The organism is Nostoc sp., from assembly GCF_036917455.1.
Taxonomy (GTDB): domain Bacteria; phylum Cyanobacteriota; class Cyanobacteriia; order Cyanobacteriales; family Nostocaceae; genus Nostoc.
Map to the genome: position 1 here is coordinate 102,542 of NZ_JBALDK010000141.1, position 15,690 is coordinate 118,231.

The following is a 15,690-nucleotide window of genomic DNA, read 5'->3' on the forward strand; positions in this document are numbered from 1 at the left end:
TTAGAGTGAAAACAGATAATTTTACCCAACTCTGATGTAATTAATATCAGTGAATTGGTACTGAATTTTATATTTAAATTTGCTTAGGCAGAAGATTTATCATAGCTTGTACCGTGCAATAAAAATGCAATCAGGGGTGATGCCATGAGTGTAGTAATCACTGCCATAATCACCATTATAGTGAATAAAGTTGGGGTAATTATACCTTGTTCAAGACCAATATTGAGGATGATTAACTCCATTAAACCGCGAGCATTCATTAGAGCGCCGATAGTTGCAGACTCACGCCAATTTTCACCAGCTAATTTTGCAGCCAACATACAAGCAACACCTTTGCCAAGAATTGCGATCGCAATAATTAAGAGTGTAACTCCCCATAAAGTAGGTGTGTTTACTAATCCAATTTGAGTGTTTAGTCCAGAGAAGACAAAAAATATCGGTAGCAAAAAAGAAGTAGTTAAAAACTCAGTATATTGGCGAATTTGTTGGGCGAATTCTCCTCGTGGTGTTACTGCTCCCAGCACAAAAGCACCGAATATTGCATAGATACCTGTAATATCAGTAAACCACGCACAAAACATCAAAATTATCAACATCAAAGTTAGAGTTTGTCTATTCACACCTGCATCGCGTTTTGTCATGCGTGTGAACACTCTCAATAGAGGTTGACCAAGAAAAATTGCAAATAATATGTAGCAAATGCCACCACCAATTGCTAATATGGCAATGCTCAGAGAATTTTTCACGCTAGCAAGGACGATCGCTAGCAAACACCAAGCAACTCCATCATCTACCGATGCTGCACCTAAAGCCAATGTACCAAAGCGGGTTTGTGCAAGACCGCGTTCGTAAAGAATACGAGCTAACATCGGAAATGCTGTAATAGTCATCGACGCACCCAGATACAAAGCGGCTGACCAAGATGTTACCTTTGGTTGAAAGAAATCGCCATTTTGATAAAACCAAAAAGATGCGATCGCTCCTAAAATAAAAGGAGTAAAAATTCCAGCAGCAGATAGCAAACTTGCACTTTTGATATGATGTTTTAAGAGTTTTGTGTTGAACTCTAAACCAATCAAAAACATATAAATTACCAACCCAATCTGGCTGATAGCATATAAAATCGACATCGACGGATTGGGTATTTTAAGTCCGACAGCAGTGATGATTGGAAGCTTAGGAAAAAGCCATTGCTGAAAATCCGGTGCAATCAATCCCAAAAGTGATGGCCCTAGCATTACGCCTGCAATCATTTCGCAAACAACATCGGTTTGACCAAGATAACGCCGTCCTAAAATCGTCACGATGCGACAAGTAGCTAAGATAATTGTGAGTTGCAAAAATAGCTGAATAATTAGATCAAAATTTGACATTGCACTTCCTTAATTTGCGTTTCTGCATTGAAAAATCTCCCTAAACTCCAAAGCTTATGCGGTTTTCTCTTGTACATGACTACTACATCAGCACAAACGCCAATTTTGTAGAATATACATAAAATAGCTATTTTTAATTTGGTGAGATACAAAAAGCAATACATTGAAAACCTTTCCAAAGTTGTAGTAATTGCCTTTTTGTTCGTAAAAACGCATACAAATGTACGTTAATACAAGATATTGCATCTAAACTTAAACCGCCAGATATGAGTCAATTTTTACAATCCGATGAATTTGCATATAGGATTACTATTTGATTTTTGAACAAAATTAGGTATTGTAGAGGAGCCAGTGCGTTGCGGTGAATCCAGCGCTGTAGGCGGGTTTCCCAACCTAAGCGACTAGTTTTCCCGAAGGGATGTTCCCTCCGTTGTAGCAATTGACGTTGTGTTAGAGGTTGTTTGAAAAGTCATTATTCATGTATCAAATATTTGCTACACGAATGTGTGTATCCGTTCTTCTCTGCGAGATGCTGCGCGAATGCAGTTTGTTTATAACTCTGCGTAAGTCCGAAACAAATAAGTCGATGCATTTATATAACAAGCTGATGCATTGTCATAAGAGGTCAATATACTTGTGTGTACACCATATCCAATACACTTGGGTTAAGTGCAGTCTTAACGATCAGTCTTTAAGTGGACACAATATTACAACCACTCACCACCCCGAAAACGCCAACGGAGGAACATAATTCGCATCAGGCTTTGTGAACTAATAAAAACTGCTAGCCACACGACACTATAGTGGAATAAAAAAACTGCTAAAGGTAATTCTTCTTTAGGTAAAGGTATTGGTAAAAAGCCAAACAGTTTTACTCCACAGAACACAAATGCTAATTCCCATATCCCAGCTAAAAGTTGATAAGCTGCGGGCCAATCCCTATCCCATCGGGATTTCTGAAGATGGTTATAAAGCACATCCCAACCTAAGCCAAAGACGGCGACATAACCAAGTATGCAAAAATAAACCGAGTTAGCGCCAGGGCCAATCAAACCCAGCGCAAAAGGCAAAGATACAAGTACGCCGACAGTTAGAATTAATAATAATCGAGTTTGCCAACGACCAAATAAAGTTGGTGTCATAAGAGTGATGAGTTAAGAGTTAAGAGATGCGATTAATCGCGTCTACACAGGAGTTAGAATTAATGAAAAAGAGAGAAGTTAGAGTTTTTATGGATTGATTGTGAAAGAATATTGCATCTACTTTAATTCAAAAATTAGCAAGATTGTAGTACTTTTTGCGAAGATAGCGAATATGAGAATCTAGGCTAACTTCAAAGCACCAACACATCTCTATTATTAGGATGGTTTAAGATGATAATTAAATTGAGAATGGTAAGCTGCATTGGCAAAGCCTACTGAATGTATCGCGTCCCAATCTATCACATCTTCTAACAAAGCTTGATAACCAAGTGTATTGGGATGAAGACCATCTTCACTCAGGCGTTTGAGCCGCCAATTTTCACCGCGTTCCATCCATTGCTCAAAAATATCTAAATAGGGAATCTGCCGTTTGCTGCAAGCAATTCGAGTTGCTTCTTTATAGCGGTATTGATCGGCATGATTATAGTAAAAACAATCTAAAAATGGCATATTGGCTTCATCTACTGGCACCATGCCCACAAATAACACAGGACAGAGTTGTTGTGCTAAATCTAGCAGAGAATCAATTTCTTTTTCAAATAGGGTAAAATCTGTGTAACTTCGACCATCGGGACGCGCCAACCGCGCTGAGTCGTTCACGCCTACGGATAAAATAATCAAGTCGGGGACACGATTTCGCAGTTCACCCCGGTGGCGAAATTCAACTTCTAGTCTTTGGGCTACTTGTTGCGTGCGATCGCCTCTTACCCCTAAATTATAAAGAATATGACCGGCACTATCCGGCAACATCCACCATCGCCGTAGTTGCTCGATCCAGCCTCCTTTTTCTGGATCGCCGAATCCATAAATTAAGCTGTCCCCCAGTGCGACAATCTTCATTGGCTGAAAGTGATTTGGTGGTACAGACAGCTGCATTGAGGAAGAAGCTAGAAATGTGTGCATTTAACAACTATATTTTATATCTTTACAAGATTCTATACATTTCTATACCATAGATGGCTATCTTTAGTGTCTAAGCATCTATGAGGTTTCTACTGGTTGATATAGTTGCAAGGTTAATATCATCGCAGTTGAGCCTCAAGTGTCGAGTTTGGAACTCAAAACGACAGGGGCGATCGCACCATGTTTTCTTTTTGAGGACTTATGCAAAATATCTCTCAAACTCTTATATTCTCCGTGTTCTCTGCGGTAGTCTGCGGCAAGCCACTTTACGTCTATTTTATTCCCTAACTCGTGCGTAAATTCTATTTATTTTAAGTGAAAATAAGTGATATTTTGGACATGCTATGCCTAGATAGTTTGCCAACTGAGTATGACAAACCACACGATTTTTTGGCAATTTATGAGTCCTGAAGGTGCTGGACAAACATTGGGAGCGATCGCTTAAGAAATTAACCAAACTTTTAACTTTTGGCAGTTTTGATTTAAAAAACAGTTTAACGCAGCAGGTGCCGCTCGCTTGGGTAGTGGTTAGGTTTGGCTGGTCGCAATCCTCAAGTCTGCGTTAGCAACAATCCTAATAATCTCCCCTTGCATCTTCATGTAGCTATGAATCCACGGATGTAATGGATGCAATGCAGTCGTGAAATGTGGTTCGCACCTTTATCAGTAGGAATAGAGTTGCAAATATTACTTTAATTCAGGGTGCGAGCGCATTCTTTGAGGAATTTCCTGGAGGTGAAGAGAAGCCAATCAGAAATGTAAAGTTATGTAAAATAAATTAACAAACATAACAATAATTTGTAATAAATAATGATGCGGCAGCATTGTATAAAGAGAACTTGGAAGTAAAAAACAACATCTTAATCAGGTTTTCCAGTCATTCACAGAAGTTTTAAGTTTTTTAACAAAAGTTTTAATCTGAAAGCCTGGAGATCGTAAACTTATTTCTTGGATGTCTGTTTTAAACCTTTCGGAACTCGTCAGGCAGTGCTGACATCAAAAAAAGCTGAACCATTCAGTTTTGAGTCCAATTAATTCTTAACCGAGCAAAGTAGGAGATTTAAGGCAATGGTTTTAGATGCATTTGCAAAAGTAGTTTCCCAAGCTGATACACGTGGGGAATACCTCTCCGATGCACAATTGGATGCATTGAGCGAACTAGTCAAAGATGGTAACAAGCGTGCAGATGCTGTTAACCGCATTACCAGCAATGCTTCCGCTCTAGTTGCTGCTGCGGCTCGTGATTTGTGGGCAGAACAACCCCAATTGATCACTCCCGGTGGTAATGCTTACACCAGCCGTCGCGCTGCTGCTTGCATCAGAGACTTGGACATCATTCTTCGCTACATCACCTACGCAATCTTTGCTGGCGATTCCAGCGTTCTAGATGACCGTGCCCTTAACGGCTTGCGTGAAACCTACTTGGCATTGGGAACCCCTGGAGCTTCAGTTGCTGTTGGTATTCAAAAGCTGAAAGCAGCTTCCCTAGCAATTGTTAACGACACAAACAACATCACCAGAGGCGATTGCAGCGCTTTAGCGTCTGAAATAGCTAGCTATTTTGATCGTGCTGCTTCAGCAGTAGCTTAAGGCAGATACTGCTGCTATTGACTGAGATAATTGTCCATTAGGACAAAACAAAATTTCAACCAAAAGTTTGTAAAAGGGAAATACCAAAATGACAAAAACACCTCTAACGGAAGCAATTGCATCAGCAGACTCTCAAGGTCGCTACCTCAGCAGCACCGAAATTCAAGTTGCTTTTGGTCGCTTCCGTCAAGCGCCAGCTAGCTTACAAGCAGCAAAAGCATTAAGTGCTAATGCTCAACGCTTGACCGAAGGTGCTGCTCAAGCAGTATATAACAAGTTCCCTTACACCACTCAACAACAAGGCCCTAACTTCGCGTCTGATTCACGCGGTAAAGGCAAGTGCGTTCGTGATGTCGGCTACTACTTGCGGATTATCACTTATGCATTAGTTGTTGGTGGCACAGGCCCCTTGGATGATTTCTTGATTTCTGGCTTGGCTGAAATCAACCGGACTTTTGACCTATCTCCTAGCTGGTACATTGAAGCTCTCAAGTACATCAAAGCTAACCACGGTCTAAGCGGCGACCCAGCTGTTGAAGCAAATTCCTACATCGACTATGTAATCAATACTCTAAGCTAGAGTGTTTCTTTAGCCCGGAGAGGAAATCAGCTCTTATGACAAGTGATGTTCTATGAGTTGCTTACCTCTCCGGGCAGTTTTATTTTCAAAAGACTGTTAAAAGACTAGAAAAAATTTTTCTAAAAAGTTTTCAGTTTTGCAGTTAAAACTGAGGAGGTTTAAAGATGGCAGCTTTGGGACAAGCAGCAAGGTTAGGGATTGGAGCATTTGAAAACTCAGGACAGGTAGAACTACGTCCCGATAGAACTGAAGAAGATGTAGCAGTAGTTATCCGGGCAGCTTACCGTCAAGTTTTGGGTAATGCATACCTCCTAGAAGGAGAGCGTCTGGAGAGTGCCGAATCACTTTTGCAGCAAGGCTTAATCTCAGTTCGCGGATTTGTGCAAGCCATTGCTCAATCGGAACTTTATCGAGATAAGTTTTTTTACTCCAACTCACAAACTCGGTTTATCGAGTTAAATTATAAGCATTTATTGGGGCGTGCCCCAGAAGATGAGTCAGAGATTTCATTCCATGTTGAGCTTTACAACTCACAAGGTTACGAAGCTGAAATTAACTCTTACATTGACTCATTAGAATATCAAGAAAGTTTTGGCGAAAATGTTGTGCCCTACTATCGAGGCTTTAAGAGTCAAGTAGGACAGAAAAATGTTGGATATAGCCGACTGTTCCAACTGTATCGGGGTTATGCCAATAGCGATCGCGCCCAAGGACAAAAACAAGGACGGCTAACCTGGGAAGTCGCTAAAAATCTAGCTTCACCCATTTATCCAGTCTCTGCTGGAGCCTTAACCGGCCTCTCTACAGGTGGTCGTGGAGAAACATACCGCATCAGAGTGCTACAAGCAGCTTCCCCAAATTCAACTGTAGTAAGACGTGGGACTGCGGAATTAATCGTACCCTACGAGCAACTTTCTAGTAAATTGCAGCAGTTGAATCGTAAGGGCAGTAGAGTTATTAGCATTACTGCCGTATAAATTAGGACTGGGGACTGGGGACTGGGGGCTGGGGACTGGGGATTAGGGAGTGGGAAAGAGTTTTTCCAATACCTAGTAGCCTATCCCTAATCCCCAGTCCCCAATTAGTAATTACAAAAGGAAAATCACCAATGGCTATTACAACAGCAGCGTCCCGTCTAGGAACGGAACCTTTTAGCGACCAATCTCCTGTAGAATTGCGTCCCAATGCAACTAAAGAAGATATAGAGAGAGTAATTGCTGCCGTCTATCGTCAGGTGTTGGGTAACAACTATATATTGGCATCTGACCGCCTCGAAAGTGCTGAATCTATTCTGCGTGATGGAAAAAATACAGTACAAGAATTTGTGCGCCAAGTTGCTAAATCAGAACTGTACAAAACCAAGTTCTTTTACGACAATTTCCAAACTCGCGTTATCGAACTGAACTATAAACATCTGTTGGGTCGTGCCCCTTATGATGAGTCTGATGTGGTTTTTCACTTGGACTTGTACCAAACTAAGGGATATGAAGCCGACATCGATTCTTACATTGATTCACCAGAGTATCAATCTAGCTTTGGTGAAAATATAGTTCCTTACTATCGTGGCTTTAACACCCAAACAGGACAGAAAACTGTAGGATTTAGCCGGATATTCCAACTTTATCGCGGCTATGCCAGTAGCGATACTTCCCAACTCAAAGGCAAGTCTTCCCGCCTTGCTAGCGAACTAGGTCGCAATAGTGCATCTATCGTTGTTCCTCCATCTGGTGCTTCTTCTGGTTTTTCATACGTTGCTTCCGAAAAAGGTGTTACCCCCAACAGTACCTTTGGTGGTGCGGGAACATTTGGTAAAGAAGGCAGACTTTACCGCATTGAAGTCGCAGGCGTTTTTGGTGCTGGATATCCTAGCACCCGCCGGGTCAATCAAGCTGTGGTAATCCCTTATGAAGAACTATCTAGTTACTTCCAGAGAGTGGTAAAACAAGGTGGTAAAATAGCTAGTGTGAAACCCCTTTAGTGTCATTTGTCAATAGTCATTAGTCATTGATTAATGACTGTTGAAAATTTGAAATTTAAAATTTGGAAGTGATTTATGCTTGGACAAATTAGTGGTAGAACTAGTAGTCGTAGCTTCCGGTATGAAGTTGTAGGTTTACGCCAAAGCGAAGAAACCGAAAAAACCAACTATCCAATTCGTTCTAGTGGTAGTGTATTTATCACAGTGCCTGAAAACCGGATGAATCAGGAAATGCAGCGAATTACTCGCTTAGGTGGCAAAATAGTCAGCATTCAACCATTGAACGCTGAGGTGAAAACAGATAGCGAACAAAGCGATCCTCCTTCTTCCTAATGAATTCCAGTCCAGAGAAATTTGAAGATTTATCAGCGACAGGTGATGTTGACGGTGGATCTTTAACAGTAGAACAAGCGCTCGCTAATCTTGAAAGTGCCGATTTAGGCTTGCGCTTTTATGCTGCTTGGTGGTTGGGTAGGTTTCGCATAAGTGAACCAGCTGCGGTTACAGGGCTAATTAAAGCTTTAGAGGATGAAGCCGACAGGACACCAGAAGGCGGATATCCTCTACGACGGAACGCAGCTAGAGCCTTGGGAAAACTAGGCGATCGCCAAGCAGTATCACCTTTAATTACGTGTTTAGACTGCTCAGATTTCTATGTACGGGAAGCAGCAGCACAATCCTTAGAAATGTTAGGCGATTCAGTTTGTATTCCTGGCCTAATCAAGCTATTAACAGTAGGTTTGCAAGGAGAGCAGCTTGTCATACAGCAACCTGATTTATCTCAACCCTACGAGGCCATTTTAGAAGCCTTGGGAACCTTGAGGGCAACTGAAGTTATCCCTTTGGTAAAGCCATTTTTAGAGCATCCAATTGAATTGGTACAGTATGCTGCCGCACGAGTGATGTATCAATTAACCCAAGAACTAGCTTATGGGCAAAGGTTAGTAAAGGCTTTGGCGGGTGAAAGATTGCAATTGCGTCGAGCAGTATTAGCAGATTTGGGAGCCATTGGATATCTACCCGCAGCAGATGCGATCGCACAGACTCTTGCTGAAAATAGCCTCAAGCTGATTTCTCTCAAAGGATTATTAGAACATCAAGTCAATCACACTACACCAAGCACTTTGTCAGAAGGTGCGATTAAAGTGATTAATTTGATGGACTCGCTATTGTAGTCATAAATTCTAAATAATAAGTTCTTATTAATACGTAACAAAAAATGCTTCCTATATATAAACCCCCAACCCAACTGCAAAATCAGGGTTAGGGGTTTATGTATGATGTCACCTACGGATAACTTAAGCTACAATTAGCTGACGGCTAATTACTCATGAGAAATTGTTATGAATAACAACGATCTTGCCCAAATACTGATCCGTGCTGTAGAAGAAGCAGACTCTTCAGAACGCTTAGTAGACGCAGTTCAAGAGTTAGCAGCAGCACATATAGAGGAATCTGTTCCTACTCTGATTGCAGCTTTGGGCTACAACAATCCAGGGGCGGCGGTGGCGGCAGTAGATGGACTAATTGCGATCGGGGAAGCCGCAGTATCGCCACTATTGGAACTAATTGATGATTACAACTATGGCGCTAGAGCTTGGGCACTTCGCGCTTTAGCGGGAATTGGCGATGTTCGAGCGCTGGATACCTTATTCGAGGCAGCAAAAACCGATTTTTCCTTGAGTGTGCGGCGGGCAGCGGCTAGAGGATTAGGTACTTTGCGCTGGCATCAATTACCACCTGAGAAAGTAGAATCTGTTCAGACTCAGGTATTAGAGGCGCTATTATTAATTTCTCAAGATCCAGAATGGGTAGTGCGCTATGCAGCAGTGACGAGTTTAGAAACATTGGCTATTGCCACAGCAGCCACTTTACCAGATCAAACATCACGAATTACCAATCAACTTCAGCAAATGTTCGATACAGACGTTGATCTTGGAGTTTGTACCCGTGTCAAGTTTGCACAGGAAAAAATTCAGCAGCAACAACATCAACAAGAAGTCTTTGCACCAAAAAGAAAGCTACAAGAAACTGAAGTTGAAGTGCCTCATCGTGGTGGTGGTAGGCGTTAAGCAATTCAAAAATTATCTTAGAGATGACCTACATTGCTAAGCTGTCGTGCCTACAAGTTGCCTCATAATCTTTTAGGTAAAACCTGTAAACCCTCTCCTCTGCCCCTCTGCTCCCCTATGGTCAGCACGTATTCCTTGAGGTTAACCCAGTTGGGGAATTTTTCTGGATGGAAATATATTCACCACACTATCCTATTTCAAGTGCGATCGCTGAAATTTTGCTGACTAATAAAAATTAGGGTATTGGCAATTGGTAAAATTATTTCCTATTTTCTTATCTCTCACCTTGCAAGTTCTCCGTTGGAGTACTCGCAGAATAGCCGAAAAAGGTGCGTCTATATCCCCTACCTCTTTTAATATTTGGTAGTGGGATTTTCTTGTGAATGGCTTTCAATTTTTTTGGAATTGGATGCACCTTTTTTTATTTGCTTCAGTTATTTGAACTCAGGAATCATGTTTTAATCAAAAGTGTCAAGATTTTAGGTAATTATAATGGACGAAATTGTTAAAAAAGTGGCTGGTCTTGGTCTTCCTGGCGTAATTCTGGTGATTATAACAGCCGCATCTGGGGGTAGTTCCGCCGCCGTTGCTGCTACTCTCACAACGTTAGGAGGGCCGTTTGGCATCGTAGGAGCTATAGCCTTGTTTGGTCTAATAACCGTTGTGGGGGATATTGTAGCGGGATATGGAATTGAAGTTATTCTTAAGGCCATCTATGCAGAACGTAGCAAAACCGAATCTGTGAATTTTCTGATCGATGAAGTTAAAGATTTACCCATTACAGAGGATCTAAAACTCAAACTAAAAAATCAACTTTGCCAGGAAATGCTTACTGATTATAAAGAGGTTCAGACCCCAGAACCATTTGAAATCGTCGTGATGATAGTTCGATTTCAATGGCATTAAGTTAAGCGATTATTTAACTCAAATAAGAACCACTATATTTTTAAGATATGCAAGCTCAAGTTTTTCGCGAACGGCCCTCAGAGGATGTTTGAAAAGTCCTCTTGTCGGTATTAAAAGTTCTAGATTCCCCTAAATCTCCCTTTTTAAGGGGAACTTTGATTCTTCCCCCTTTTTAAGGGGGGTTAGGGGAGATCAATAAGTGCCTAAAATCACAGCCAAAGACTTTTCAAACAACCTCTAAGACTTTTAAAACATCCTCTTAGTTCAACAATTTTCATCAAAAACCATATCTTTAACCAACGACTGAATTTCTGCCTGGATATTGCCACGGGCACAGGGTTCGGCGAACTCTGACATTAAAGGCGTAAAGTAGATATGCGATCGCTGTAAAAATCGTTCTAAAACCTGCTGACGACCTGTGATATAGTCCTTCTCTAGAAGCCAGTCATATTCCTGGCGAATGGCATGGGCGTATTCTAAATAATCCACTGAGTTAGCAGCCAAAATCGCTAAATCTGCATCAAGTAGAACTTGGCTATCATAGTCATTCAGCGCAGCTTGGTGATTTTTAGTGTTTAAAATGAGACGGGTGACAGTAGTTATAATACTTTCTGGAATACCTAAATTACTTAGCAATTCAAAAGCATAGTGTGCGCTTCGTTCTTCATTATCTTGAGCTTTGGTATCATACATTACATCGTGAAACCAGGTAGCTAGTTGAACAGCAGCTAGGTTATTGGTGTAGCCTTGCAAAATCTGAACTGTGCTGAGGACGCGATCGATGTGTTTCAGTGTATGGTAGTAGCGATCGGGGGTAGAGTAAGCTTCAACCAAGGAATTAAAGGCTTTTTCAGCCGCTATCTGGTCAACACCAAAGGGTTTGAGTGTGTGTTGCCAGTTAGAAAATAAAATATCCATAAAGTTTTCTGTAGGCATAGAGTGAGTATACCCATTCTCAGTATTGGAAAAAACAACTACATTCTCTTCAAACAACAGATAGAAGATGTAATAAAGGAAGAAGTAAGGCAAAAAAGAGGGAAATCTTCCATTTTTCCCAATTATCCATGTCTCGAAAAACTCTGATGATTAAAACTAGAGACATTGGATTGCAACGTCTCTAAATACATAAATCAATACCAAAATCCTTAACTGAACTGTATTGGATTAAAAGCCACTACTTATAATTCTCTAACTGTCAGACTTAAATTTCTCCTTTGCAAACCACTAAATATGGTGACAGCTAAATGAAAGAGTCAAAATAGAAGACACAGGCTTTGTACAAAAAGCCTTGTCTAGATTAACGGAGTTTATTATCAGTGGTATTACAAATAGAAACAAGTACCTACGAAGCTAAAACCCAAGAAATTGCTAAACAACTTCTCGCAGCAACCCAAGAAAATCGTTCGTTTTTTTCTTCCCTGCGCGATCAAATGCGCTGGGATGATAAATTACTAGCTTGGGCGATGAGTAATCCTGGGTTGCGGGTACAACTATTTCGCTTTATAGATACGCTACCTGCTTTGCACAGTAAATCAGAAATCGCTTCACATTTACAAGAATATTTAGGCGATGAGTCTGTAGAATTACCGGTAGCTTTGAAGGGAATGCTAAACTTTGCTAATCCCGACTCGATGCCGGGACAAGTTGCTGCTACAACTGTTGGTACAGCTGTTGAGACTCTTGCTCATAAATATATTTCTGGGGAAAATATTAAACAAGTCATCAAAACAGTTGAAAGATTGCGAAAAGAAAAAATGGCTTTCACCATTGATTTACTTGGTGAAGCGGTAATTACCGAAGCTGAAGCGCAGTCTTATCTGGAACGCTATCTAGAATTAATGCAACAATTGGTAGAAGCATCGAAGAATTGGGCAGCTATCCCGGCTATTGATGAGGCTGATGGCGAAGCAATCCCAAAAGTTCAGGTTTCTGTTAAATTAACGGCGTTTTATTCTCAATTTGACCCTTTAGATGCTAAAGGTAGTGAGGAGAGAGTTAGCGATCGCATTCGTACTCTCTTACGTCGTGCTAAAGAGTTGGGCGCAGCTGTGCATTTTGATATGGAACAGTATGCTTATAAGGATATAACTCTCAGCATCCTGAAAAAACTCTTACTAGAAGAAGAATTTCGGCAACGCACAGATATTGGTATGACAATTCAAGCATATCTGCGTGATAGCCAGAAAGATGCCAAAAACATAATTTCTTGGTTGAAAGAACGCGGTTATCCCTTAACAATCCGCTTGGTGAAAGGTGCATATTGGGATCAAGAAACTATCAAAGCAGCCCAGAAGCATTGGAAACAGCCAGTTTACAACGATAAAGCGGCAACTGATGCTAACTTTGAAACCATCACTCAGTTATTGCTAGAAAATCATCAATATGTGTATTCTGCCATTGGTAGCCATAATGTGCGATCGCACTCTCGCGCCATAGCTATAGCTGAAAGTTTAAATGTCCCCCGCCGTCGCTTTGAATTACAAGTCCTCTACGGCATGGGTGATAAAGTTGCAAAAGCTTTGGTTGACAAGGGTTATCGAGTCAGAGTTTACTGTCCCTACGGTGAATTATTACCGGGGATGGCGTATTTAATTCGCCGATTGTTAGAAAATACAGCTAATAGCTCATTTTTACGGCAAAATCTCGAAAATCGACCAATTGAAGAGTTATTAGCGCCGCCATTTGTCAAAGAAGAAAAATCTTTAATTCCTAACTCTCATTTCCTTGGTGCTGCTGATACAGATTATGCAGTGGAAGAGATAAGAACGAAAGTGGCGCAAGCTTTCCAAAGCGTTCGTCAACAATTGGGTAAAACTTATTTGCCGTTAATTAATGGGGAATATGTGAATCCGCCGGAATTTGTTGATTCTCTCAATCCTTCTAATTTCAGTCAAGTAGTTGGTAAAGTTGGGTTGATTAGCCTTGAACAAGCCGAACAGGCGATGCAAGCAGCCAAAGCAGCGTTTCCTGAATGGAGGAAAACACCCGCGAAACAACGCGCTGATATTTTGCGAAAAGCGGGTGATTTGATGGAACTCCGCCGCGCCGAACTTTCAGCTTGGATAGTTTTGGAAGTTGGAAAACCAGTCAAGGAAGCCGATGGAGAGGTTTCGGAAGCGATAGACTTTTGTCGGTACTACGCTGATGAGATAGAACGGCTAGATAAAGGTGTTAATTATGACCTTGCCGGAGAAACTAATCGTTATATCTACTATCCACGGGGAATTGTTGTAGTAATTTCTCCCTGGAATTTTCCCCTGGCGATCGCATGTGGAATGACGGTTGCTGCTTTAGTTTCAGGGAATTGTACTCTTCTTAAACCTGCTGAAACATCTTCTGTAATTGCAGCCAAACTCACAGAAATCTTGGTAGATGCTGGTTTTCCTAAAGGTGTATTTCAATACGTGCCTGGAAAGGGTTCGCAAGTCGGAGCTTATTTGGTAAATCATCCAGAGACTCATGTAATTGCTTTTACTGGTTCTCAAGAAGTAGGCTGTAGAATTTACGCAGAAGCGGCTACTTTGAAACCCGGACAAAAGCACATGAAACGGGTAATTGCTGAAATGGGTGGCAAGAATGCGATTATTGTCGATGAAAGTGCTGATTTAGACCAAGCAGTTGTAGGGGTGGTGCAGTCGGCATTTGGTTATAGCGGACAAAAATGTTCTGCTGCTTCTAGAGTGATTGTGCTGGAACCGATTTATGAAGCCTTTGTGCAACGATTGGTAGAAGCAACAAAATCCTTGAATATTGGGGAAGCAGAGTTACCTAGTACCCAAGTTGGGCCGGTAATTGATGCTAATGCCCGCGATCGCATCCGCGAGTATATTGAGAAGGGTAAGGCAGAAGCACAATTAGCTTTGGAATTACCAGCACCCGAACAAGGATATTTTATCGGGCCTGTGATTTTTAGTGAAGTCTCGCCAAATGCGGTAATTTCGCAGGAAGAGATTTTTGGCCCTGTGCTAGCAGTAATTCGGGTGAAAGATTTCCAGGAAGCGTTAGCAGTCGCCAACGGGACAAACTACGCTTTAACTGGAGGACTTTATTCTAGAACACCTTCGCACATTCACCAGGCGCAGACAGAATTTGAAGTTGGGAATTTGTACATTAACCGCAATATTACCGGAGCGATCGTTGGGCGACAACCCTTTGGTGGATTCAAACTTTCTGGAGTAGGTTCTAAAGCAGGCGGCCCTGATTACCTCCTGCAATTCTTGGAACCACGTGCAGTAACAGAAAATATTCAGCGCCAAGGTTTTGCACCAATTGAAGGTGCAGATTAAACAATTCATAGTTCGTAATAACGCTCTCTATGAGATACTTGCTTCCGCCTTCGCGGAGTGTCTCATAGAGAAGGGGTACACAGACTCGTTACCGCTATGCTAACGTAATCATGTTTTGTGACGGGGATTTCAACCCCTATGGAATTACGAATTACATAAGCGTAGCGGTAGCGATAACAATACATTGAGTGTCATTTTAATAACGTACAATTCTTATTTAAGGGCTTTCCAAGAAAGAAATTATCCATTTTGTGGGATGGGCATCTTGCCCGTCCCCAATATTAGGACGGGCAAGATGCCCATCCCACAAGAAAATTTGGGATATTTTTTTATTTGGAAGTCCCTAACTTGGAAGACACACGTCTAGCGACACCGAATAGCCCGTCGGAAACATCGCTTTGAGTCTTGGAAACTAAACCAAACGAGAAATGCTGATTTTTTCGTTGGTTCTTAACGTTGATTGCGATCAAGAATAATTTAGATGCGTTTGCCCTAGTAACTCTACTACTCAATTACTATGCAGATTATCAATTAAACTTCATTTTTTTCATTTTCCAAGATTTTATCTCTATTGACGAATTCTTCAAATAAAACAAAAAATTTATCAAAAGCTTTTATATCGTCGGATGAGAATAAAATAATTATTTTTTCCCATGATTGGTTTGATTTAAGATTAGCTGATCGCCAAACCTTAAACACCTTACCGCGACTATGAGGTGAGATCTGCCAACCTATTTCTGATTCTCCGTCATCCAGGTGACTACGGATGAAGTTGCTTGATACCAAATACTACTTATTGA

General features: G+C 41.2%; 14 protein-coding genes and 1 pseudogene. 10 read left to right on the forward strand and 5 right to left on the reverse strand.

Annotated features, from left to right (window positions below):
• Positions 1-83: 83 nt before the first annotated feature.
• The 3 genes from V7K42_RS14845 to V7K42_RS14855 form a co-directional block, all read right to left on the reverse strand.
• Entirely contained in the window at positions 84-1,373 is a 1,290-nt protein-coding gene (locus V7K42_RS14845) for a cation:proton antiporter (protein ID WP_334917302.1), read from the reverse strand.
• Positions 1,374-2,080: 707 nt separating this feature from the next.
• On the reverse strand, positions 2,081-2,515 hold the full coding sequence (locus V7K42_RS14850) for a hypothetical protein (RefSeq protein WP_334917304.1): 435 nt from the start codon (positions 2,513-2,515) through the stop codon (positions 2,081-2,083).
• Positions 2,516-2,731: 216 nt separating this feature from the next.
• Positions 2,732-3,478 (reverse strand): GDSL-type esterase/lipase family protein, encoded by a 747-nt coding sequence (locus tag V7K42_RS14855; RefSeq protein ID WP_334917306.1) that lies wholly within the window; start codon positions 3,476-3,478, stop codon positions 2,732-2,734.
• A 1,068-nt stretch (positions 3,479-4,546) separates the two neighbouring features.
• Between V7K42_RS14855 and V7K42_RS14865 the strand changes: the two genes are divergently transcribed.
• From V7K42_RS14865 to V7K42_RS14905, 9 genes and pseudogenes are all read left to right on the forward strand, one after another.
• Entirely contained in the window at positions 4,547-5,068 is a 522-nt protein-coding gene (locus V7K42_RS14865; RefSeq protein WP_094328475.1) for a phycocyanin subunit beta, read from the forward strand.
• An 88-nt stretch (positions 5,069-5,156) separates the two neighbouring features.
• Positions 5,157-5,648: a phycocyanin subunit alpha gene (cpcA, locus tag V7K42_RS14870; RefSeq protein ID WP_094328476.1), complete on the forward strand. Its 492-nt coding sequence runs from the start codon at positions 5,157-5,159 to the stop codon at positions 5,646-5,648.
• Positions 5,649-5,812: 164 nt separating this feature from the next.
• Entirely contained in the window at positions 5,813-6,625 is an 813-nt protein-coding gene (locus tag V7K42_RS14875) for a phycobilisome linker polypeptide (protein WP_334917308.1), read from the forward strand.
• A 131-nt stretch (positions 6,626-6,756) separates the two neighbouring features.
• Entirely contained in the window at positions 6,757-7,626 is an 870-nt protein-coding gene (locus tag V7K42_RS14880) for a phycobilisome linker polypeptide (protein WP_334917310.1), read from the forward strand.
• Between the two features lie 75 nt (positions 7,627-7,701).
• Complete coding sequence (locus tag V7K42_RS14885) at positions 7,702-7,959, forward strand: phycobilisome linker polypeptide (RefSeq protein ID WP_334917312.1); 258 nt, start codon at positions 7,702-7,704, stop codon at positions 7,957-7,959.
• Positions 7,959-8,801, forward strand: coding sequence for a HEAT repeat domain-containing protein (locus tag V7K42_RS14890; protein WP_334917314.1), 843 nt, complete (start codon positions 7,959-7,961; stop codon positions 8,799-8,801). Before V7K42_RS14885 ends, V7K42_RS14890 begins: the two co-directional genes overlap by 1 nt.
• Before the next feature lie 168 nt (positions 8,802-8,969).
• Entirely contained in the window at positions 8,970-9,698 is a 729-nt protein-coding gene (locus tag V7K42_RS14895) for a HEAT repeat domain-containing protein (RefSeq protein WP_334917316.1), read from the forward strand.
• 113 nt (positions 9,699-9,811) lie between these two features.
• Positions 9,812-9,937 (forward strand): annotated as a pseudogene (locus V7K42_RS14900) (MvdD family ATP-grasp ribosomal peptide maturase); the annotation flags it as partial.
• Positions 9,938-10,190: 253 nt separating this feature from the next.
• A complete protein-coding gene (locus V7K42_RS14905) occupies positions 10,191-10,604 on the forward strand; it encodes a hypothetical protein (RefSeq protein ID WP_334917318.1) in 414 nt (137 codons plus the stop codon).
• Between the two features lie 264 nt (positions 10,605-10,868).
• On the opposite strand, the gene V7K42_RS14910 is transcribed toward V7K42_RS14905, so the two are convergent.
• The gene (locus V7K42_RS14910; RefSeq protein WP_334917320.1) at positions 10,869-11,540 is read right to left on the reverse strand and encodes an HD domain-containing protein; all 672 of its coding nucleotides are present in this window, start codon (positions 11,538-11,540) and stop codon (positions 10,869-10,871) included.
• Positions 11,541-11,920: 380 nt separating this feature from the next.
• Here V7K42_RS14910 and pruA point away from each other — a divergent pair, with 380 nt between their 5' ends.
• Entirely contained in the window at positions 11,921-14,890 is a 2,970-nt protein-coding gene (gene pruA / locus V7K42_RS14915; RefSeq protein ID WP_334917322.1) for an L-glutamate gamma-semialdehyde dehydrogenase, read from the forward strand.
• A 531-nt stretch (positions 14,891-15,421) separates the two neighbouring features.
• Here pruA and V7K42_RS14920 read toward each other — a convergent pair.
• Positions 15,422-15,676: a hypothetical protein gene (locus V7K42_RS14920; RefSeq protein WP_334917324.1), complete on the reverse strand. Its 255-nt coding sequence runs from the start codon at positions 15,674-15,676 to the stop codon at positions 15,422-15,424.
• Positions 15,677-15,690 lie beyond the last annotated feature (14 nt).

Bases quoted from the DNA above. Each gene is read 5' to 3' on its own strand.
- V7K42_RS14845 (WP_334917302.1), bottom strand. From the start codon at position 1,373: ATGTCAAATTTTGATCTAATTATTCAGCTATTTTTGCAACTCACAATT.
- V7K42_RS14850 (WP_334917304.1), bottom strand. From the start codon at position 2,515: ATGACACCAACTTTATTTGGTCGTTGGCAAACTCGATTATTATTAATT.
- V7K42_RS14855 (WP_334917306.1), bottom strand. From the start codon at position 3,478: ATGCACACATTTCTAGCTTCTTCCTCAATGCAGCTGTCTGTACCACCA.
- V7K42_RS14865 (WP_094328475.1), top strand. From the start codon at position 4,547: ATGGTTTTAGATGCATTTGCAAAAGTAGTTTCCCAAGCTGATACACGT.
- cpcA (WP_094328476.1), top strand. From the start codon at position 5,157: ATGACAAAAACACCTCTAACGGAAGCAATTGCATCAGCAGACTCTCAA.
- V7K42_RS14875 (WP_334917308.1), top strand. From the start codon at position 5,813: ATGGCAGCTTTGGGACAAGCAGCAAGGTTAGGGATTGGAGCATTTGAA.
- V7K42_RS14880 (WP_334917310.1), top strand. From the start codon at position 6,757: ATGGCTATTACAACAGCAGCGTCCCGTCTAGGAACGGAACCTTTTAGC.
- V7K42_RS14885 (WP_334917312.1), top strand. From the start codon at position 7,702: ATGCTTGGACAAATTAGTGGTAGAACTAGTAGTCGTAGCTTCCGGTAT.
- V7K42_RS14890 (WP_334917314.1), top strand. From the start codon at position 7,959: ATGAATTCCAGTCCAGAGAAATTTGAAGATTTATCAGCGACAGGTGAT.
- V7K42_RS14895 (WP_334917316.1), top strand. From the start codon at position 8,970: ATGAATAACAACGATCTTGCCCAAATACTGATCCGTGCTGTAGAAGAA.
- V7K42_RS14905 (WP_334917318.1), top strand. From the start codon at position 10,191: ATGGACGAAATTGTTAAAAAAGTGGCTGGTCTTGGTCTTCCTGGCGTA.
- V7K42_RS14910 (WP_334917320.1), bottom strand. From the start codon at position 11,540: ATGCCTACAGAAAACTTTATGGATATTTTATTTTCTAACTGGCAACAC.